This is a genomic window from Ruegeria sp. AL3 (assembly GCF_056536065.1).
The window spans coordinates 2,288,706-2,303,902 of the sequence record NZ_JBQFJG010000001.1; the positions used below are offsets into that span (position 1 = coordinate 2,288,706).

At 56.7% G+C, this 15,197-nt stretch carries 17 protein-coding genes and 1 tRNA gene; 7 read left to right on the forward strand and 11 right to left on the reverse strand.

The annotated features are described in order from the left end of the window. Positions 1 to 42 precede the first annotated feature (42 nt). Entirely contained in the window at positions 43 to 291 is a 249-nt protein-coding gene (locus ACR3E6_RS11610) for a hypothetical protein (RefSeq protein WP_171228521.1), read from the reverse strand. A gap of 85 nt (positions 292 to 376) precedes the next feature. Beyond that, positions 377 to 1,021, reverse strand: coding sequence for a pyrimidine 5'-nucleotidase (locus ACR3E6_RS11615; RefSeq protein ID WP_171723477.1), 645 nt, complete (start codon positions 1,019 to 1,021; stop codon positions 377 to 379). A gap of 100 nt (positions 1,022 to 1,121) precedes the next feature. Between ACR3E6_RS11615 and ACR3E6_RS11620 the strand changes: the two genes are divergently transcribed. Further along, entirely contained in the window at positions 1,122 to 1,769 is a 648-nt protein-coding gene (locus ACR3E6_RS11620) for a GntR family transcriptional regulator (protein ID WP_171633258.1), read from the forward strand. A 3-nt stretch (positions 1,770 to 1,772) separates the two neighbouring features. On the opposite strand, the gene ACR3E6_RS11625 is transcribed toward ACR3E6_RS11620, so the two are convergent. Together ACR3E6_RS11625 and carA are read right to left on the reverse strand one after the other, a co-directional pair. Next, on the reverse strand, positions 1,773 to 3,650 hold the full coding sequence (locus ACR3E6_RS11625) for a glycosyltransferase (RefSeq protein WP_171723476.1): 1,878 nt from the start codon (positions 3,648 to 3,650) through the stop codon (positions 1,773 to 1,775). Between the two features lie 81 nt (positions 3,651 to 3,731). Further along, complete coding sequence (gene carA / locus ACR3E6_RS11630; RefSeq protein WP_171633252.1) at positions 3,732 to 4,898, reverse strand: glutamine-hydrolyzing carbamoyl-phosphate synthase small subunit; 1,167 nt, start codon at positions 4,896 to 4,898, stop codon at positions 3,732 to 3,734. A gap of 183 nt (positions 4,899 to 5,081) precedes the next feature. Between carA and ACR3E6_RS11635 the strand changes: the two genes are divergently transcribed. After that, a complete protein-coding gene (locus ACR3E6_RS11635; protein ID WP_171633249.1) occupies positions 5,082 to 5,567 on the forward strand; it encodes a GatB/YqeY domain-containing protein in 486 nt (161 codons plus the stop codon). Between the two features lie 5 nt (positions 5,568 to 5,572). On the opposite strand, the gene ACR3E6_RS11640 is transcribed toward ACR3E6_RS11635, so the two are convergent. The 3 genes from ACR3E6_RS11640 to ctaD form a co-directional block, all read right to left on the reverse strand. After that, on the reverse strand, positions 5,573 to 6,064 hold the full coding sequence (locus ACR3E6_RS11640) for a DUF2244 domain-containing protein (RefSeq protein WP_171633245.1): 492 nt from the start codon (positions 6,062 to 6,064) through the stop codon (positions 5,573 to 5,575). Positions 6,065 to 6,108: 44 nt separating this feature from the next. After that, the gene (locus ACR3E6_RS11645) at positions 6,109 to 6,708 is read right to left on the reverse strand and encodes a 2-hydroxychromene-2-carboxylate isomerase (protein ID WP_171723474.1); all 600 of its coding nucleotides are present in this window, start codon (positions 6,706 to 6,708) and stop codon (positions 6,109 to 6,111) included. 122 nt (positions 6,709 to 6,830) lie between these two features. After that, complete coding sequence (gene ctaD / locus ACR3E6_RS11650) at positions 6,831 to 8,489, reverse strand: cytochrome c oxidase subunit I (RefSeq protein WP_257600497.1); 1,659 nt, start codon at positions 8,487 to 8,489, stop codon at positions 6,831 to 6,833. Positions 8,490 to 8,794: 305 nt separating this feature from the next. Here ctaD and ACR3E6_RS11655 point away from each other — a divergent pair, with 305 nt between their 5' ends. Continuing rightward, positions 8,795 to 9,214, forward strand: a complete 420-nt coding sequence (locus ACR3E6_RS11655) for an HIT family protein (RefSeq protein ID WP_480487231.1) — start codon at positions 8,795 to 8,797, stop codon at positions 9,212 to 9,214. On the opposite strand, the gene ACR3E6_RS11660 is transcribed toward ACR3E6_RS11655, so the two are convergent. Next, entirely contained in the window at positions 9,215 to 9,637 is a 423-nt protein-coding gene (locus tag ACR3E6_RS11660; RefSeq protein ID WP_425078056.1) for a MerR family transcriptional regulator, read from the reverse strand. It abuts the gene before it with no gap. Positions 9,638 to 9,719: 82 nt separating this feature from the next. On the opposite strand from ACR3E6_RS11660, the gene ACR3E6_RS11665 reads away from it, so the two are divergent. Then, positions 9,720 to 10,661 (forward strand): cation diffusion facilitator family transporter, encoded by a 942-nt coding sequence (locus ACR3E6_RS11665; RefSeq protein ID WP_480487233.1) that lies wholly within the window; start codon positions 9,720 to 9,722, stop codon positions 10,659 to 10,661. A gap of 315 nt (positions 10,662 to 10,976) precedes the next feature. Here ACR3E6_RS11665 and lipB read toward each other — a convergent pair whose 3' ends face one another. Continuing rightward, entirely contained in the window at positions 10,977 to 11,633 is a 657-nt protein-coding gene (gene lipB / locus ACR3E6_RS11670) for a lipoyl(octanoyl) transferase LipB (RefSeq protein WP_171633236.1), read from the reverse strand. A 39-nt stretch (positions 11,634 to 11,672) separates the two neighbouring features. Then, entirely contained in the window at positions 11,673 to 12,332 is a 660-nt protein-coding gene (locus tag ACR3E6_RS11675) for a DsbA family oxidoreductase (protein WP_171723470.1), read from the reverse strand. 141 nt (positions 12,333 to 12,473) lie between these two features. Between ACR3E6_RS11675 and ACR3E6_RS11680 the strand changes: the two genes are divergently transcribed. From ACR3E6_RS11680 to ACR3E6_RS11690, 3 genes are all read left to right on the forward strand, one after another. Then, positions 12,474 to 12,560: transfer RNA gene (locus tag ACR3E6_RS11680), tRNA-Leu, on the forward strand. A 44-nt stretch (positions 12,561 to 12,604) separates the two neighbouring features. Then, positions 12,605 to 13,888 carry a DUF6538 domain-containing protein gene (locus ACR3E6_RS11685; RefSeq protein WP_480487236.1) on the forward strand — a complete coding sequence of 428 codons (1,284 nt, stop codon included), beginning with the start codon at positions 12,605 to 12,607 and terminating at the stop codon, positions 13,886 to 13,888. 32 nt (positions 13,889 to 13,920) lie between these two features. Next, positions 13,921 to 14,172, forward strand: coding sequence for a hypothetical protein (locus ACR3E6_RS11690; RefSeq protein WP_480487237.1), 252 nt, complete (start codon positions 13,921 to 13,923; stop codon positions 14,170 to 14,172). Between the two features lie 60 nt (positions 14,173 to 14,232). Here the strand turns inward: ACR3E6_RS11690 and ACR3E6_RS11695 are convergent, their stop codons facing one another. Continuing rightward, the gene (locus ACR3E6_RS11695; RefSeq protein ID WP_480487239.1) at positions 14,233 to 14,463 is read right to left on the reverse strand and encodes a hypothetical protein; all 231 of its coding nucleotides are present in this window, start codon (positions 14,461 to 14,463) and stop codon (positions 14,233 to 14,235) included. Positions 14,464 to 15,197 lie beyond the last annotated feature (734 nt).

Here is a 15,197-nt window from a genome sequence, read left to right on the forward strand (position 1 = left end):
TCGGATCTGCCCCAAGTGCCAAGTGACATCCTGTCCCGTATTTCAGCCCCGTGAAATCAGGATGAGGATCAGAAACATCAGCGGCACCATCATAAGGGCAGGGATGTAGAGGCCGGGAAGGCCGAACAACATGATGGAACAGCCCCACATGCTGAAAATCGCAGCGGCGGTGTAATACAAGTCTTCTGCCTTGGCGTTGACCGCGTCGCGCGCCAGCCATCCAAAGACGGGAATTGCAAAGAAAAGGCGCTGCCAAATCGGTAGGCGCAGCGGCATGTCAATCGCGCTCATCGGGGTCTCCATCTGTTCGTCGCTGCCGCGCATATAGGGGTGTGGAAGCGCGTGCAGAACGTGCAGATCGTCGCAGTGTGACAGCCTATCGCAGGCGCGACAGAAACGCGGTCAGATCGTCCGTGTGATGGTGGATGTGATCGGCTTCATGCGGGTCGGGGGAAACATGAACCGTACGCATTCCCATCTCGTGCGGGGCCGCGAGATTGCGTGGTTCATCTTCGAACATGGCCGCCGTTTCTGTCTGAAGACCGTCTTTTTCAAAAATCGCTTCGAACGCAGCTTTTTCGGGCTTTGGTCGGTACCCTGCATGTTCAACACCGTATATCGCGTCGAACAGGCCTGTCAGGCCGCGTGCCTCGAGGACCCGTTCCGCATAGGGCGCGCTGCCGTTGGTGTAGACGATCCGCCGGCCGGGAAGGGCGCGGATGTGATCGGCCAGTTCCGCATCCGGGTCCATGTGGCTCATGTCAACCTGATGTACCGCGTGCAGGTAAGGGTCGGGGTCCAGATCATGTTCGGCCATCAACCCGGCCAGCGTGGTCCCGTATTCCCGCCAGTAATGCGCGCGCAGCCGGTCGGCCTCGGCCCGGTCAACACCGATGGCTTGCACCACATAATCCGTCATCAGAACTTCTATCTGATCGAACAGCCGCATATGCGGTGGGTATAGGGTGTTGTCCAGATCGAACACCCATTGTGTGACATGACTAAACGAAGGTTTGACCATGGCTTGGGTTTAGGGCGCAGTCGGTCGGTTTTCAATGCTGTACTTGATCGCCGCCCCCTGTCACGGCTAGACATGTCCGAACGAGGAGACAAACGATCCCATGAGCCAGACCCGATCCCCGACCAAGGACGCCTACAGCCTTATCCTGGAAGCCATCGATGTGGGTGTCTACAAACCCGGTGATCGGTTGGTGGAAAGCGAACTGGCAGAGCGTTTCGGAGTGTCACGCACCCCGATCCGCGAAGCGTTGCAACGGTTGGAAACCCAGTCTTTGCTGGAACGGGACGGGCGGTCGTTGATCGTCGCGTCCCTGGATCACAACCAGATGGCCGAGCTTTACATCGTGCGCCGGGAACTTGAAGGGCTGGCTGCGCGCCTTGCCGCAAAGCACGCCACTGAGGAAGAAATCAAGGTTCTTCAGGATATGGTCGTCGAAGACGACAAGTTGATCGATGACCCAACGGCTTTGTCGCGCGCCAACCGGCGGTTTCACGAACAGATTCATCTGGCGTCACACAATCGCTATCTGGTTCAGCAGCTTGATCTGGTTCACCGGACCATGGCTTTGATGGCGACCACTTCGCTGGCTGTTCAGGGTCGTGGCGAGATTGCGCAAAGTGAGCATAAGGGAATCGTCGAGGCCATCGCGGCCCGAGACGAAGAAGCCGCAGGGCAGGCGTTGAAGGAACATATTTCAATCGCCTTCATGACACGTCTGAAACAGGATGCCAGTCGTCGCGACAAGTGAACGTCAGGCCAGCGGAACGTCTTCGCTGGCCTGCCCGTGTTGGGTTTTGTCCCAAAAAAACGGATTTGTCGCCAGTTCCCACAGGGCTTTGTAACCGGCGACCACCCCCAGCGGGAAATACAGACACATCGTCGGGACCCACGGCAGCAAAAACCGACGTTCACGCGCGGATACAGCGATGATCCCGACGCATATGTTCAGGGCCTCGGTTGCCAGAAACAGCCAGATCAGCGCCGTCGTGATCTGCTGCGGCAGGATCTGCTCCATCGGATTGGGCATGCCCAAGGCGTACAACCAGAAAATCCATAGAACAGGGGCCAGCAGAAACTGACCCAGAGTGCCCAGAAAGAATGCCTGTAGGCCGATAAACTGGGCCGCACCCAAATCTGCATACAGTTTCCGCGGGTCCCGCATGTGCACAAGATAGGTGACCATGAACCCCTTGAGCCAGCGTGAGCGTTGCTTCACCCACGGCCAGGCACGGAAATTCGCCTCTTCGAAGGTGGCGGTGTCCACCATCTCGGTCCGGTAACCCGCCCGGCAAAGCCGCACGCCCAAATCGGCATCTTCGGTGACATTGTGGGCGTCCCAACCGCCCAGTTCCAACAGCTTTTCGCGGCGGAAAAAGAACGTCGTTCCCCCAAGCGGGACGACCAGCCCCATACGTGCGATGCCCGGTAGGATCACGCGAAACCAGCCGTTGTATTCGATGGTGAAACAGCGTGACCGCCAGTTCGTGCGAGGGTTGTAGTAGTCCAAAACACCTTGCAGGCAAACCACCTCGGGCGAAGCTTGGGTGAAATGCGCAACCACTCGTTCAATCTGATCTGGCTGTGGTGCGTCTTCGGCATCCCAAACGCCAACAATGTCACCACGGCAAAAATCCAGCGCGTAATTCATGGCGCGCGGTTTGGTGGTCAACCCGTTCAGTTCCGGGGCTTCAACAACACGCATCCAACTGGGCAGAGCCACTCGCGCAAGGGCGTCGCGCGTCACGTCATCGGTCGCCTCGAGCACGAGAATGACGTCCAGCAGCGCTTTGGGATAGGTCAGCCTTTGAAGCCGTTGCACCAGAGCACTCGCGATTTCTCGCTCCTTGTACAACGGCACCATGATGGACACGCAGGGGTGACGCAGCGCGATCGCCGCCTCTGTTGGCTGGGTCGGCTTTTTCATGCGGTCGCTGAGACAGGCCAGGGCGCCCATTATCCGAAAGGCTGCAAAAAGAACCAAACTACCTACGGCCGCGCCCAACAAAACCATCAATCCAAACGAAGGGAACAGGGCGAAAAGACACAGCACACCCAGCGTTGTTGCTGATGATACGAGCCGGGACCCGGCGGTCCAGTTGCGGCAGCTTTGTGCCGCGTTCACACGGGTTTCGGCCGCTTTTGCGAGCGTCCGCGCGAAGTGCTGTGCAATGACCCTGTCGATCTGATGAGAATCCGCAAGAACCGGCAGGATGGCACAGTCGCAATCCTGCATCTCGGCTGCCACGGTTGCAAAACGATCGGGCCGGGCAGTGGCGACCAAAACCAGAGGGCCGATGCGCATCCAAGGAATGACATTGTTCTCAAGCCAGAAATCTACCGGCTTCAGGTTGCACAATCCGGGCATCGGTGGAATTTGTTCGAGGTCCGCGATCTGCCACCCGAACTGCGTCGATAGGGCCTTCAGAACGTCCTGCCTGGTAGCATACCCCTCGCCAACCAGAATCTCGCCAAGCGGCGCTTTCTGCCTGGTCTGCAAGCTCAACGCATGGTCCAGTTGCGAGCGCGTGATAACCTCGGTTTCCAGCAGGCAAGCGCCCAGCGGTTTGCGAAAACCGGGCGCGGGGATCGGGGTGGCGGTTGTAAAATTCTGAAGGTTAAGTTCAACCATAAAGAAACCCTGGCACAGTTACCTGCGCTCAGGGTTGATCAAACAAGGTTAATGCGCCGTTAACTCTGGTAACTTAAGAGTTTATGCCTGCTCTTTTTTCTTTTCCATCGCATCGGCGAAACGTTCGAACAGGTAAAAACTGTCCTGGGGTCCGGGCGACGCTTCGGGGTGGTATTGTACCGAGTATACAGGCCTGTCAGTCATGCGGATCCCGCAGTTCGAGCCGTCAAACAGTGATCTGTGGGTCTCGACCACGCCCTCCGGCAAAGACTGTGCGTCCACGGCGAAACCGTGATTCATCGACGTGATTTCGACCTTGCCGGTTTCCAGATCCTTGACCGGGTGGTTCGCGCCGTGGTGGCCGTGGTTCATCTTGACTGTCTGACCGCCCAACGCCAGCGCCAGCATCTGGTGGCCAAGGCAGATACCAAAGACGGGCAGATCGGTTGTATCCAGAATTTCCTTGATCATCGGCACAGCATAGGCACCCGTTGCGGCCGGGTCGCCGGGGCCGTTCGACAGGAAAACGCCATCCGGCTGATGGGCCAGCACTTCGGCAGCCGTCGCCGTCGCTGGCAAAACGGTTACATCACATCCAGCCGAGGCGAGACAGCGCAGAATATTGCGCTTTGCACCATAGTCGACAGCCACGACTTTGTGGGCGGGGGCCTCTTGCCGCTTGTATCCTTCCGGCCAGGCCCAGCGCATTTCATCCCAGCGGTAGCTTTGGGCACAGGTGACTTCCTTGGCCAAGTCCATACCTTCCAGCCCGGCAAAGCCGCGGGCCGCAGCAACCAGTGCTTCGATGTCGAAATTGCCCTCGGGATCATGAGCCAGCGCCACATGCGGCGCGCCCTGCTGGCGGATGGCGCGGGTCAGACGGCGGGTATCAACGCCGCCTATGGCGATGCGTCCACGGCGGGCAAGCCAGCCCTTGAGTTCTTCGGCCGAGCGCCAGTTTGACGGCTCGGTCGGATCCCATTTGACGACCATTCCAGCGGCGACCGGATCACCGGTTTCGTCGTCTTCCGGGTTCACGCCAACATTGCCGATATGGGGGAAGGTAAAGGTGACGATCTGCCCGGCATAGGATGGATCGGTCATGATTTCCTGATATCCGGACATCGCTGTGTTGAAGCAGAGCTCAGCCACGGTCTGTCCGGTTGCTCCGAAACCGATGCCGTAAAACAGCGTTCCGTCGGCCAAAGCCAGACATGCGGTGGGCTTGGACGGGGCGTTCTGGGCCATGGCGCGACTCTCCTGCAAGGTAAACCGGCGCATACCTAAGGGGGTTAAGCGCTTGGGTCAAGTCTGTTCAATTTTTGGGCTATTGTTATTTTTCAATGGGTTAAGCTTGGTCGCCCCCGGTTGTAACACGCTTTTTGTTTAGATATGTTCGGGGTTCCGTTGTCATGGGGATGGACAAGCCAAATGGACATGCGATCACGGGTGAATGCCGCCCTGAAGCAAGCAATGAAAGACAAAGCAGCCGAGCGTCTGTCGACACTGCGGTTGATCAACGCGGCCATCAAGGACCGCGACATCGCCGCGCGCGCCTCGGACAATGAAGAGGTCAAGGGCTGCGGTGATGCAGAGGTGCTTGAAATACTTGGTAAAATGACCAAGCAACGTAAGGAAAGTGCGCGCGCCTATGAAGAGGGCGGACGCCTGGACCTGGCCGAGCGCGAGATGCAGGAAGTCACCGTCATCGAAGAGTTTCTGCCCAAGCAGCTGGATGATGATGAAGTGTCAAAGGCGATTCATGCCGCGATTACTTCAACCGGTGCCGGTTCCATTCGGGACATGGGCAAGGTCATGGGCGAGCTGAAGACCCGCTATACCGGACAGATGGACTTCGGCAAGGTCGGACCCATGGTCAAGGACCAACTCTGCGCCGCATCAAACGGCGACTGCTGAGACACCTACTGCGCGACAGGATCGCGCAGTTTTCTGGCCAGGTCGTCGTAGAGCGTGATACGCTCGTCTTCCGACAAAAACGCCCCGATTTCGACCTCACGCCCGTCTCCGACGAGCGTGACGTAGTGTGGCACCGGACCACCTTTTTCGTACATCTCAGGTCGTGCCCAATAGCGATTGCACGACCATTCCTGTTGGTCCTTGCCCGGGGTGTGATGCACCAGGCGGGCTTGTGAACCGGACAAGGTGAAAACCTCAAACGCACTGCGCGCGCGATAGTTCGCCTGAATCCCCAGCCAAAGCCCAAGCACCGTCAACAGCAGAAACGGTAACAGGCCCCACAACACGACCGACCCAAGCACGGCCAACAATGGGATCAAACCGAACAGAAATACAGACAGGATGGCAATCATTGCCCCACGTCGCGGCAGAGAGTTATGCGGCCAGAGGCGCAGTTCCTGTTCGGTTTCGGATGTCTGATTCCATTTGTACGGCATACCGGAAACATATCGCAGTGCCGCCTCATGTCGACGGATTTTGATCAGACCACGTGGCCCACACGCGCCCAGGACAAGGCGTCATCCAAACGGTCGTCGCCCCAGAACACCTCTTGCCTCACCACGAAGCTGGGGGCGCCGAAAACACCCAGTTTCACGGCGATGTCTGTTTCAGCTTCCAGCGCGGTGACGATATCCGGGCTGCGCGCGCGGGCCAGTGTCAGACGAGGGTCCTGCTGGCACCGTAGCAAAGCTTCGGACAGGGCGCTTTCGCTGCCCGCCTCGACGCCATCCTCGAACCAGATGCGGTATAGGTTCTGGGTAAATGACTTGCCCCACCCATCCGTCATACCAAGCAAAGCGACCTGATTGGCCAGGGCAAGATCGGAAATCGGATAGGGTGCGGGCAGGCTGGCGTGGATGTGATACTTGGCACAGCGCCGTTCGATATCACGCCACATATATGCGGATTTTTCGGGTTTTCCGGCGAACGGGATATTCTGCTGGGCTGACATGACCGTGCGCACATTAAAGGGCCGCCAGTTAACGGTGGCGTCATGTTCAGCGCACCAGTCGTCCAGACGCATCACGGTAAGGAAGCTGTAAGTGCTGCCGATTGAATACCAAAAGTCGATTTCCGGCATTGCCGATCCTCCGACTGTTCTGTGGGGGCATCATAGCGGATTTTGGTACACTTGGCGAACCGGCAGAGGTGAAAACGAAAAACCCCGCCACTTGGGCGGGGTTTCCTTGGATCAGATCGGGATCAGTGGGCGTGGCCTTTGTCCCAGTCTTCCTGCTTGGGCAGCTGCTCGAACGTGTGCTCGGGCGGCGGCGAGGGCAGGGTCCATTCCAGCGTGTCCGCGTATTCGTTCCACGGGTTCGGGCGTGTCTCTTTCGCGCCACGCATCAGGGCGTAGATCACGATGCCGAAGAACAGCAGGAACGAGGCGAACGAAATGAACGCGCCAATCGACGATACAAAGTTCCACTGGGCAAATGCCTCGGGGTAGTCGATGTAGCGACGCGGCATGCCCTGGCGGCCCAGGAAGTGCTGCGGGAAGAAGGTCAGGTTGGCGCCGATGAAGAACATCCAGAAGTGAACCTTGCCCCAGAACTCGGAATACTGACGACCTGTCATCTTGCTGAAGTAGAAATATACGCCTGCAAAGATCGCAAAAACAGCACCAAGCGACATCACATAGTGGAAGTGCGCAACCACGTAGTAGGTGTCGTGATAGGCACGGTCGACACCGGCCTGCGACAGAACCACACCGGTCACACCGCCGACGGTGAACAGGAACAGGAAGCCGAAGGCGAACAGCATCGGTGTCTTGAACTCGATCGAGCCGCCCCACATGGTGGCGATCCACGAGAACACCTTGACCCCCGTCGGAACCGCGATGACCATCGTTGCCAGCATGAAATAGGCCTGCTGACGCAGCGACATGCCGACGGTGTACATGTGGTGCGCCCATACGACAAAGCCCAGCACGCCGATCGCGATGATCGCCCAGACCATCGGCAGGTAACCGAAGATCGGCTTGCGCGAGAAGGTGGCGATGACATGGCTGATGATGCCGAATCCGGGCAGGATCACGATGTACACTTCGGGGTGGCCGAAGAACCACAGGATGTGCTGATACAGGATCGGATCGCCGCCACCGGCCGGATCAAAGAAGGTGAAGCCGAAGTTGCGGTCCATCAGCAGCATGGTGATCGCGCCCGCCAGAACCGGCAGCGACAGCAGAATCAGCCACGAGGTGACGAAGATCGACCAGCTGAACAGCGGCACCTTGAACAGGGTCATGCCCGGGGCACGCATGTTCAGGAAGGTGGTAATCATGTTGATCGCGCCGAGGATCGAGGAGGCGCCCGATACGTGCACGGCAAAGATCGCAAGATCCATGGACATGCCGCCTTCGGTCGTCGACAGCGGCGGATACAGAACCCAGCCCACGCCCGAGCCGGCCTGGTCGTTGCCTCCAGGCGCCAGCAGCGACGCGACACCCAGCGAGGTGCCGGCGACATACAGCCAGAAGGACAGGTTGTTCATCCGCGGAAACGCCATATCCGGCGCGCCGATCTGCAACGGCATGAAATAGTTGCCAAATCCGCCGAACAGGGCCGGGATGACAACGAAGAACATCATCAGAACACCGTGATAGGTGATCATGACGTTCCACAGATGCCCGTTGGGTGTACATGGGTCGGCCATGAAGCCTTCCAGACACATGTACTGAACGCCCGGGTGCATCAGCTCGAGCCGCATGTATACGGTCATCAGAACCGAGATCAGACCGGCCAGCGCCGAAACGACCAGGTACAGAATCCCGATGTCCTTGTGGTTGGTCGACATGAACCAGCGCTGGAAAAAGCTGCGCTGATCTTCATGGTCGTGACCGTGAATGGCTGCGTCTGCCATTATAGGTGCCTCCTGTTGCAACTGCACCGCGCAGTCGGACCTCTCCAACGCGCGGGATTCCTGCTGTTTTTAGAATGTGACGAGGGCACCTTCAATGGCCGAGTTTGATCTGGATCAAGATTAATTGTCGCGGGCAGGCGGGTGCCGCACGATTTTCCGGCCTTGAACGTGGTTTATCTGGGCATGGCGGATGAGAATTCAAGCCCGGCCTGCCGATGCGGCACGGGCGCTGGCAGAGTTCCGCCTTGACCCTTGCCCGCACGCGTCTCAGAACTGTGCCAACACCCGCAATCCAGAGGTTTGAGATGGCTGATTACGACCCCGACAATATCTTTGCGAAAATCCTGCGCGGAGAAATCCCGTGCACGCGCGTGTACGAGGATGATGAAACGCTGGCTTTCATGGATATCATGCCGCGCACGGACGGGCATCTGTTGGTGATCCCCAAAACACCGTGCCGCAACGTACTGGATGCTACGCCCGAGCAACTGACGGCGGTTGTGAAAACGGTGCAGAAGATGGCCCGGGCGGTCAAGTCCGCCTTTGACGCGGACGGGGTGACGATTCAGCAATTCAACGAGGCGGCAGGCGGGCAGGAAGTCTTTCACCTGCATTTTCACGTCCTGCCGCGCCACGAAGGGGTTTCCATGCGCCCGCCGGGCAAGATGGGGGATTTCGAGCTTATCGGAGAGCACGCGAAAAAGATCAGCGCCGCACTCGCCTGATCATTCGGCGCCATGTGGCCCCATGCATTCGCCGTGATCCTGAAACGCGTGCAGCACGGCACAGACATGGTCGTGTTGCCCGTCGCAGGCCGCTGAAATTCGGGTCAGTTCCGCCTCGAGGTTTTGCAGGCGGGCAATACGATCCCGGAGGTCGGCCAGTTGCTTTTCGGCAATTTCGTGCGCCCGGTTAAGATCGCTGCCAGATGCGCCCTCAAGGGACAGCAAGCCCACGACGTCGGCCAGTGGCAATCCCAGATCACGGCAATGGCGAATGAAGATCAGCCGTTTTAAAGCGGCATCGTCATACCGGCGTTGATTGCCCGCGGTTCGCTCTGGCTTGGGCAACAGGCCTTTGTCTTCGTAGAACCGGATTGTGGGAATTTTCACTCCGGTTCGGTGCGATAAGTCCCCGATCGAGTACATTTTTTCGTTGCGACCTCTTGAACCTCTAGTGGCTAGAGAAATTACATGCTCTGGGAAGCCGTAACAAGGGACATGAAACGATATGGCACACCAGCATCCCCACACCGGGCATGGTCACAAGCACAACCACATTGATCCAGACGCTGGCGATGCGCGCGTCGCCTGGGCGATTGCGGTGAACATGTTCCTGACATTGGCTCAGGTCATCGGGGGCATCATTTCGGGTTCTCTGGCGTTGATTGCCGATGCGCTGCACAATTTTTCGGATGCTGTTGCGTTGATCATCGCGTTGTTTGCCCGCAAGATTGCACGGCGTCCGGCCGATCCACGGATGAGCTTTGGCTATGGCCGGGCCGAAGTCGTTGCGGCCTTGGTCAATTACACCACGTTGATCGTGTTGTCGGTCTATCTGTTCTACGAAGGCGTCATGCGGTTTTTTGAACCCGAGCCGATCAACGGATGGCTTGTGGTCTGGGTCGCCGCGCTGGCATTGGTGGTCGATCTCATAACCGCTGCTCTGACGTATACCATGGCCAAGGACAGCATGAATATCCGGGCCGCATTCATCCATAATGTTGCGGACGCCTTGGGATCAATCGCCGTGATCGTAGCGGGCACCGCAGTGATCCTGTTCGGCTGGACATGGGTGGACCCGGCGGTGACGATCCTGATCTCGGTCTACATCATGTGGCATGTCAAAGAAGAGATAGGCGAGACGGTCCGCGTTCTGATGCTGGGCGCTCCGCCCGACCTGGAGCCAGAGCAGGTTGCCGCGGCGATCGAAGAAACGGATGGGGTGGTCGAAGTGCATCACGTGCATTTGTGGAGCATGCAGGAACGGCAGCCCGCGCTGACGGCGCATCTGGTCATCGATGCGAACGCGTGGGCAGATGCCGAAATGGTACGGGACAGTGTCAGGCAGACGCTGCAAGTTCGTTTCGGGGTGGGGCATGCGACGCTCGAACTGGAACAGGCCGACCGCGCCTGCGTCGGTTCGTCCCGATTTGGCCATCAGGAAGAATAGCAGTGTCTGAAAGAGAATTGCCGTTCCGATTTGGGGTCGGAACGGCAGACTCGTAACCAAACACTTCTCGGATTTCGAGGGCGAGCCCTGGATCACCGGTTAACATACCACTCACTCTTGATTGGCAGTTCCATATTACTCGTTAACAGGGTCTTTGTATCTACCTGAGTTAAAAAATGCTTAAAGACTTCCATAAATCCATCGAATTCAGGGTTAATTGCCTTACGCATGGGAAACAGAGCCAGCCGGCCACAGGGATTGTTGTTTGCAACAGAGGCGCGCAGCGATTCGCTGCGCAGTGATCGACAGATGGATTCAGGGCGCCACAGGGCCAAAAACGTCTGCGAATGTCTTTTTCAGCGCGGCATCAAGGTCTGCCATCGTTACCGGCAAGCCCAGATCGACCAATGAGGTCACGCCGTATTCGCTGATCCCGCAAGGGACGATGCCGGAAAAATGTTCCAGATCCGGTTCGACATTCACCGAGATTCCGTGAAAACTGACCCATTTGCGCAGGCGCAGTCCAATGGCGGCGATCTTGTCTTCTGCCGGTTTGCCGGTCACTGTCAACGGCTTGTCATCACGCCGAACCCAAACCCCTACGCGCCCATCACGGATCTCGCCTTGCACGTTGAATTCTGCCAGCGCCGAGATCACCCAGGTCTCCAGCTGTTTCACAAACTGACGCACGTCGCGACCACGTTTGTTCAAGTCCAGCATGACATAGGCCACACGTTGACCGGGCCCGTGATAGGTGTATTCGCCGCCGCGTTTGCTTGCGTAAACCGGAAAACGATCGGGGTCGGTCAGATCCTCGATCTTGGCCGAAGTGCCGGCCGTATACAGCGGCGGGTGTTCCAGCAGCCAGACACATTCTTCGGCTTCGCCATTTGCGATTGCGGCGACGCGCGCCTCCATAAAGGCAACGGCGTCGTCATAGCTGGTCAGACCATCGGTGATTTTCCATTCCATGCCGGTCTCATATCCGTCTGGATCGGTCAAGAAAAGGGGTCAGGCGGCCTCGGACAGGCAACGTTGCAGCACCTGGGTATAGGTTTCAGACCCCTGCGCGCCGGTCAGCAGGTATTTCCCGCCAAAAACCATGGATGGCACGCCTGAAATGCCCCGGCTGGTCCAGAACAGCTGCTTTTCACGCACCGGGGCCATGTGTTCTCCGCTTTCAAGCGCTTGTCGCGCCGTATCCGCGTCCAGCCCGATGGATCGAACAGCCTCCAGCAGAACATCCATATCGGAAACATCCCGCTGCGCTGTGAAATATGCGTCGAACAGAGCCAGTTTCAAAGGATGCTGTCGGCCGACTGATTCCGCCCAATCCAGCAACTGATGCGCCGCGAATGTGTTCACCATTCTGCTGTCATCGTCGAAGTTGAAGGCAAAGCCGAGCTTGGCCCCGATCGAGGTAAGCTTGTCCCGTGCCTGCTGACTTTGCTCGGCGGTCGAGCCGTATTTCGCCATGATATGTTCACGCAGGTTCTGGCCTTCGGGTGGCATGTCCGGGTTCAACTCGAACGGATGCCAGCGAAGCCGGGCAAGGACACCTTGTTGCTGCAACGCCATGTCAAGCTGTCGAAACCCGACAACGCACCAGGGACACACAACATCCGAGACGATATCGATCTGAACGATCGGGCGGTTATCGGGCGGTGGCATTGTGTGGCTCCTGTCAGGTCAATAGCGTGTTGTCCACTGGAGAGATATGCCCGTGGCGAAGGAATTTAAACCACTGCGTTTTTGCCTCTTCACATCGCGCGCACCAACGTCTATACGCCGCGTTACCAAGTCATTGGCAGTGCGGTCGTGGCGGAATTGGTAGACGCGCAGCGTTGAGGTCGCTGTGGGGTAACTCCCGTGGAAGTTCGAGTCTTCTCGACCGCACCAAGTACTTGATTTTCAACAGGTTTCTTCACCGAATGTAACGGTAAATGGAGCCTTTTGAGATGGATGTACGGGTGCCGAAGGGTCTCTTCAAGCGAGGCAAAGGCTACGCTGTCAGAGTCGCAGTTCCCCACGAGTATCAAGCAATAATCGGTAAGAAAGAGATCGTGCGTGGTCTCGGAACGCAGGATTTAGCTGAGGCTTTGGTCCGGCGAAAAGAGGTCTTGCCGGAGATTCTTGCGTCGATAGGTGAGGGCTCTACACCGGAGCCGACGGTAAAACAGGTGGCGCGACATACCCCGCAAGAGGGGACGACCGTTAGAGATACGGCGCATCGCTGGCTGGCGGAGGCGGATGGTATCAAGGAAGCCACCAAAGCTCGATATCGGCAGCACCTTGAGGGCTTTGAGGCGTTCGCGGGGAATATCGAGGTCACAGAGATCAACAGGGCGTTGGCTCTTTCCTTCATGGATTATCTCAAAGTCACACCGTCTGAGCGGACCGGTGAACTTCTCTCTGCGCGATCCCTACAGTCCTATCAGTGTTGTCTCGCGTCATACTGGCGTGTCTTGGATCACTGGGGTTTGGTCGATCCTGATGTGCGCAATCCCTTTTCGTCACTCTTGAGGCGTGTCGCAGGACAGAAAAAGAAGACCGATCCGAGAGAGAAGAAATTGCGACCAGTAACCCGAGAGGAAGCTGAAAGCCTTCTGACCTACATCGCAGGTAACTCCGCCCTCAAATACCAATTCGAGATGTTCGTCACTGTGCGTCTACTCTGGGTCACCGGATGCCGACTGAATGAAATCTGTGGGCGTTACATATCTGACATAGAAGACAGGGGTGATCACATCTGCATCCATATCCCCGAGAGTAAAACTGAGGCGGGGAAGAGGACAGTCATGATCGTAGGTGACGATGATTGTGCGTTGCTGAGAGAGGCCATCAAGTGGGCTGATGTTGTAGAGCCAGCTTGCCCTGAGAACGAAGGGCGGTTGTTCCCTAGGATCAACCTTGGAGGATACGACAAGCAAACAAGTCACTATCTTGGGAAAGCCTTGGAGAAAGCGCGAAAGAGTATCGAAGGTGACAATTCCAAGTGGGACATGCACTCGTTTCGTCGCACCGCTGTATCCGCCCTGGTCAATGCTGGTGTTGCCCGAGAAGCTAGGAATCTCGCAGTTGGTCACTCGAACAAAGATGACATTGGGATTAGCGTCTACGCCAAGAGAGCAGAGTTGGATGACGTTATCCTTTCAACCTTCAAGGCACTGTATGTGGAACTCGGAGGAAGCCTTGTGTCTCCCTCGGTTCGACTTGAGGCAAACTGAAATCAAACAAGTAAGTAGAAGAGGAAGTTAGTATGAAAAGTGTCGGAACATTGTCGGTTGCTCAAGCGCTTCACGAGCGAGTCATGATGAGCTATTTGATGCTGGTAGATCAGAAAAACACTGACTTAATTGCGGGTCTTGAGCTTGAAACAGGGTGGGGACTGAACAACCAATATGACCGAGAGAGCATCAGAAAGCGCCTCATTGATGCGCTCCATGCGTATGAGGAAGTGACTGGTGACAGGCATCCTGTGGACGCAGAGTTGGACACTCTGATTGTCTAAATTTTCCCAAAGTTAGAAGCAGGGGCCAGCTAAAAGACTGGCCCTTTTTTGTTTGCGGGGTCAATCGCCCTTGGGGCCGGTCAATATCTCTTCTAGTTGATTGATGAATGCTTCACCCCTCGGGGTTAACCGCAATTCACGCTTGCGTCTGTCAGTGGGATGTTCAGTCACCGTGATCAACCCGTAGCCAGAGTTGGGCATGTCCGCCGCTCCATCTCCCCAATAATTGCTGTTCCGGCTGGCTGCCGCAGTTTTCAAGCCAACCCAATTCTGTATGTCGGCGGTGGTCACGCCTTCTGGTCGATCTTGGTGTCGAGCTATGTATAGCAGTGTCATCGCGGTGCTGATTTGCATCTTCAAATCGAACTGCGAAAAGCGTTGAAGGAAGTCAATTCCGGGCTGTATGTCTTTGTGCATGTTGATAATAAAATCGATAGCGGAGTGAAAAGCAATCCTTATACGGGAAAATAATCGTTTTGTTTGTATTGGATTATTGTATTTGCTGTTTACAAATGATCCGATAACGGATAGATAATTTATTGTTTGGCGGAAGGGAAAACTTCTTGCTGATTGGTCACTTCAACGTGGCCATGCTCTTTGACAATTGAATATGAAGGTCATCACCCTTGACCAGACACACGGGATATATGTGTCGTGCAGTTACTAGGCTGCATGGTGGGGTAGCTAGGCGTCAGCGCAATGCGCGTTGAGCCGATAATGCGTGAATGATGATCTATAACCTATCACCTCTGGGTATACCTGACGGGGGACGTGTGTTTAACCATCGCGGCATGGGGGCTTCCTCATTGTGTTTTGCGACGGGACGCACAGAAGCCTGAGGGTCAAAGGCAGAGACCGTAACTCAACAAATTAGTTTTTATAGATGCCGCCCCAATCATGGGGGAGGCGGTACCTTTCCTTGTGCTGGCGATAGCGACTTCAATTTCGATGGTCGCTGTCGCTGAGCCGGGAAACACACTTATTGGCGCGACGATTTTTGCGCCGACCAAGGAAACATATTTTAG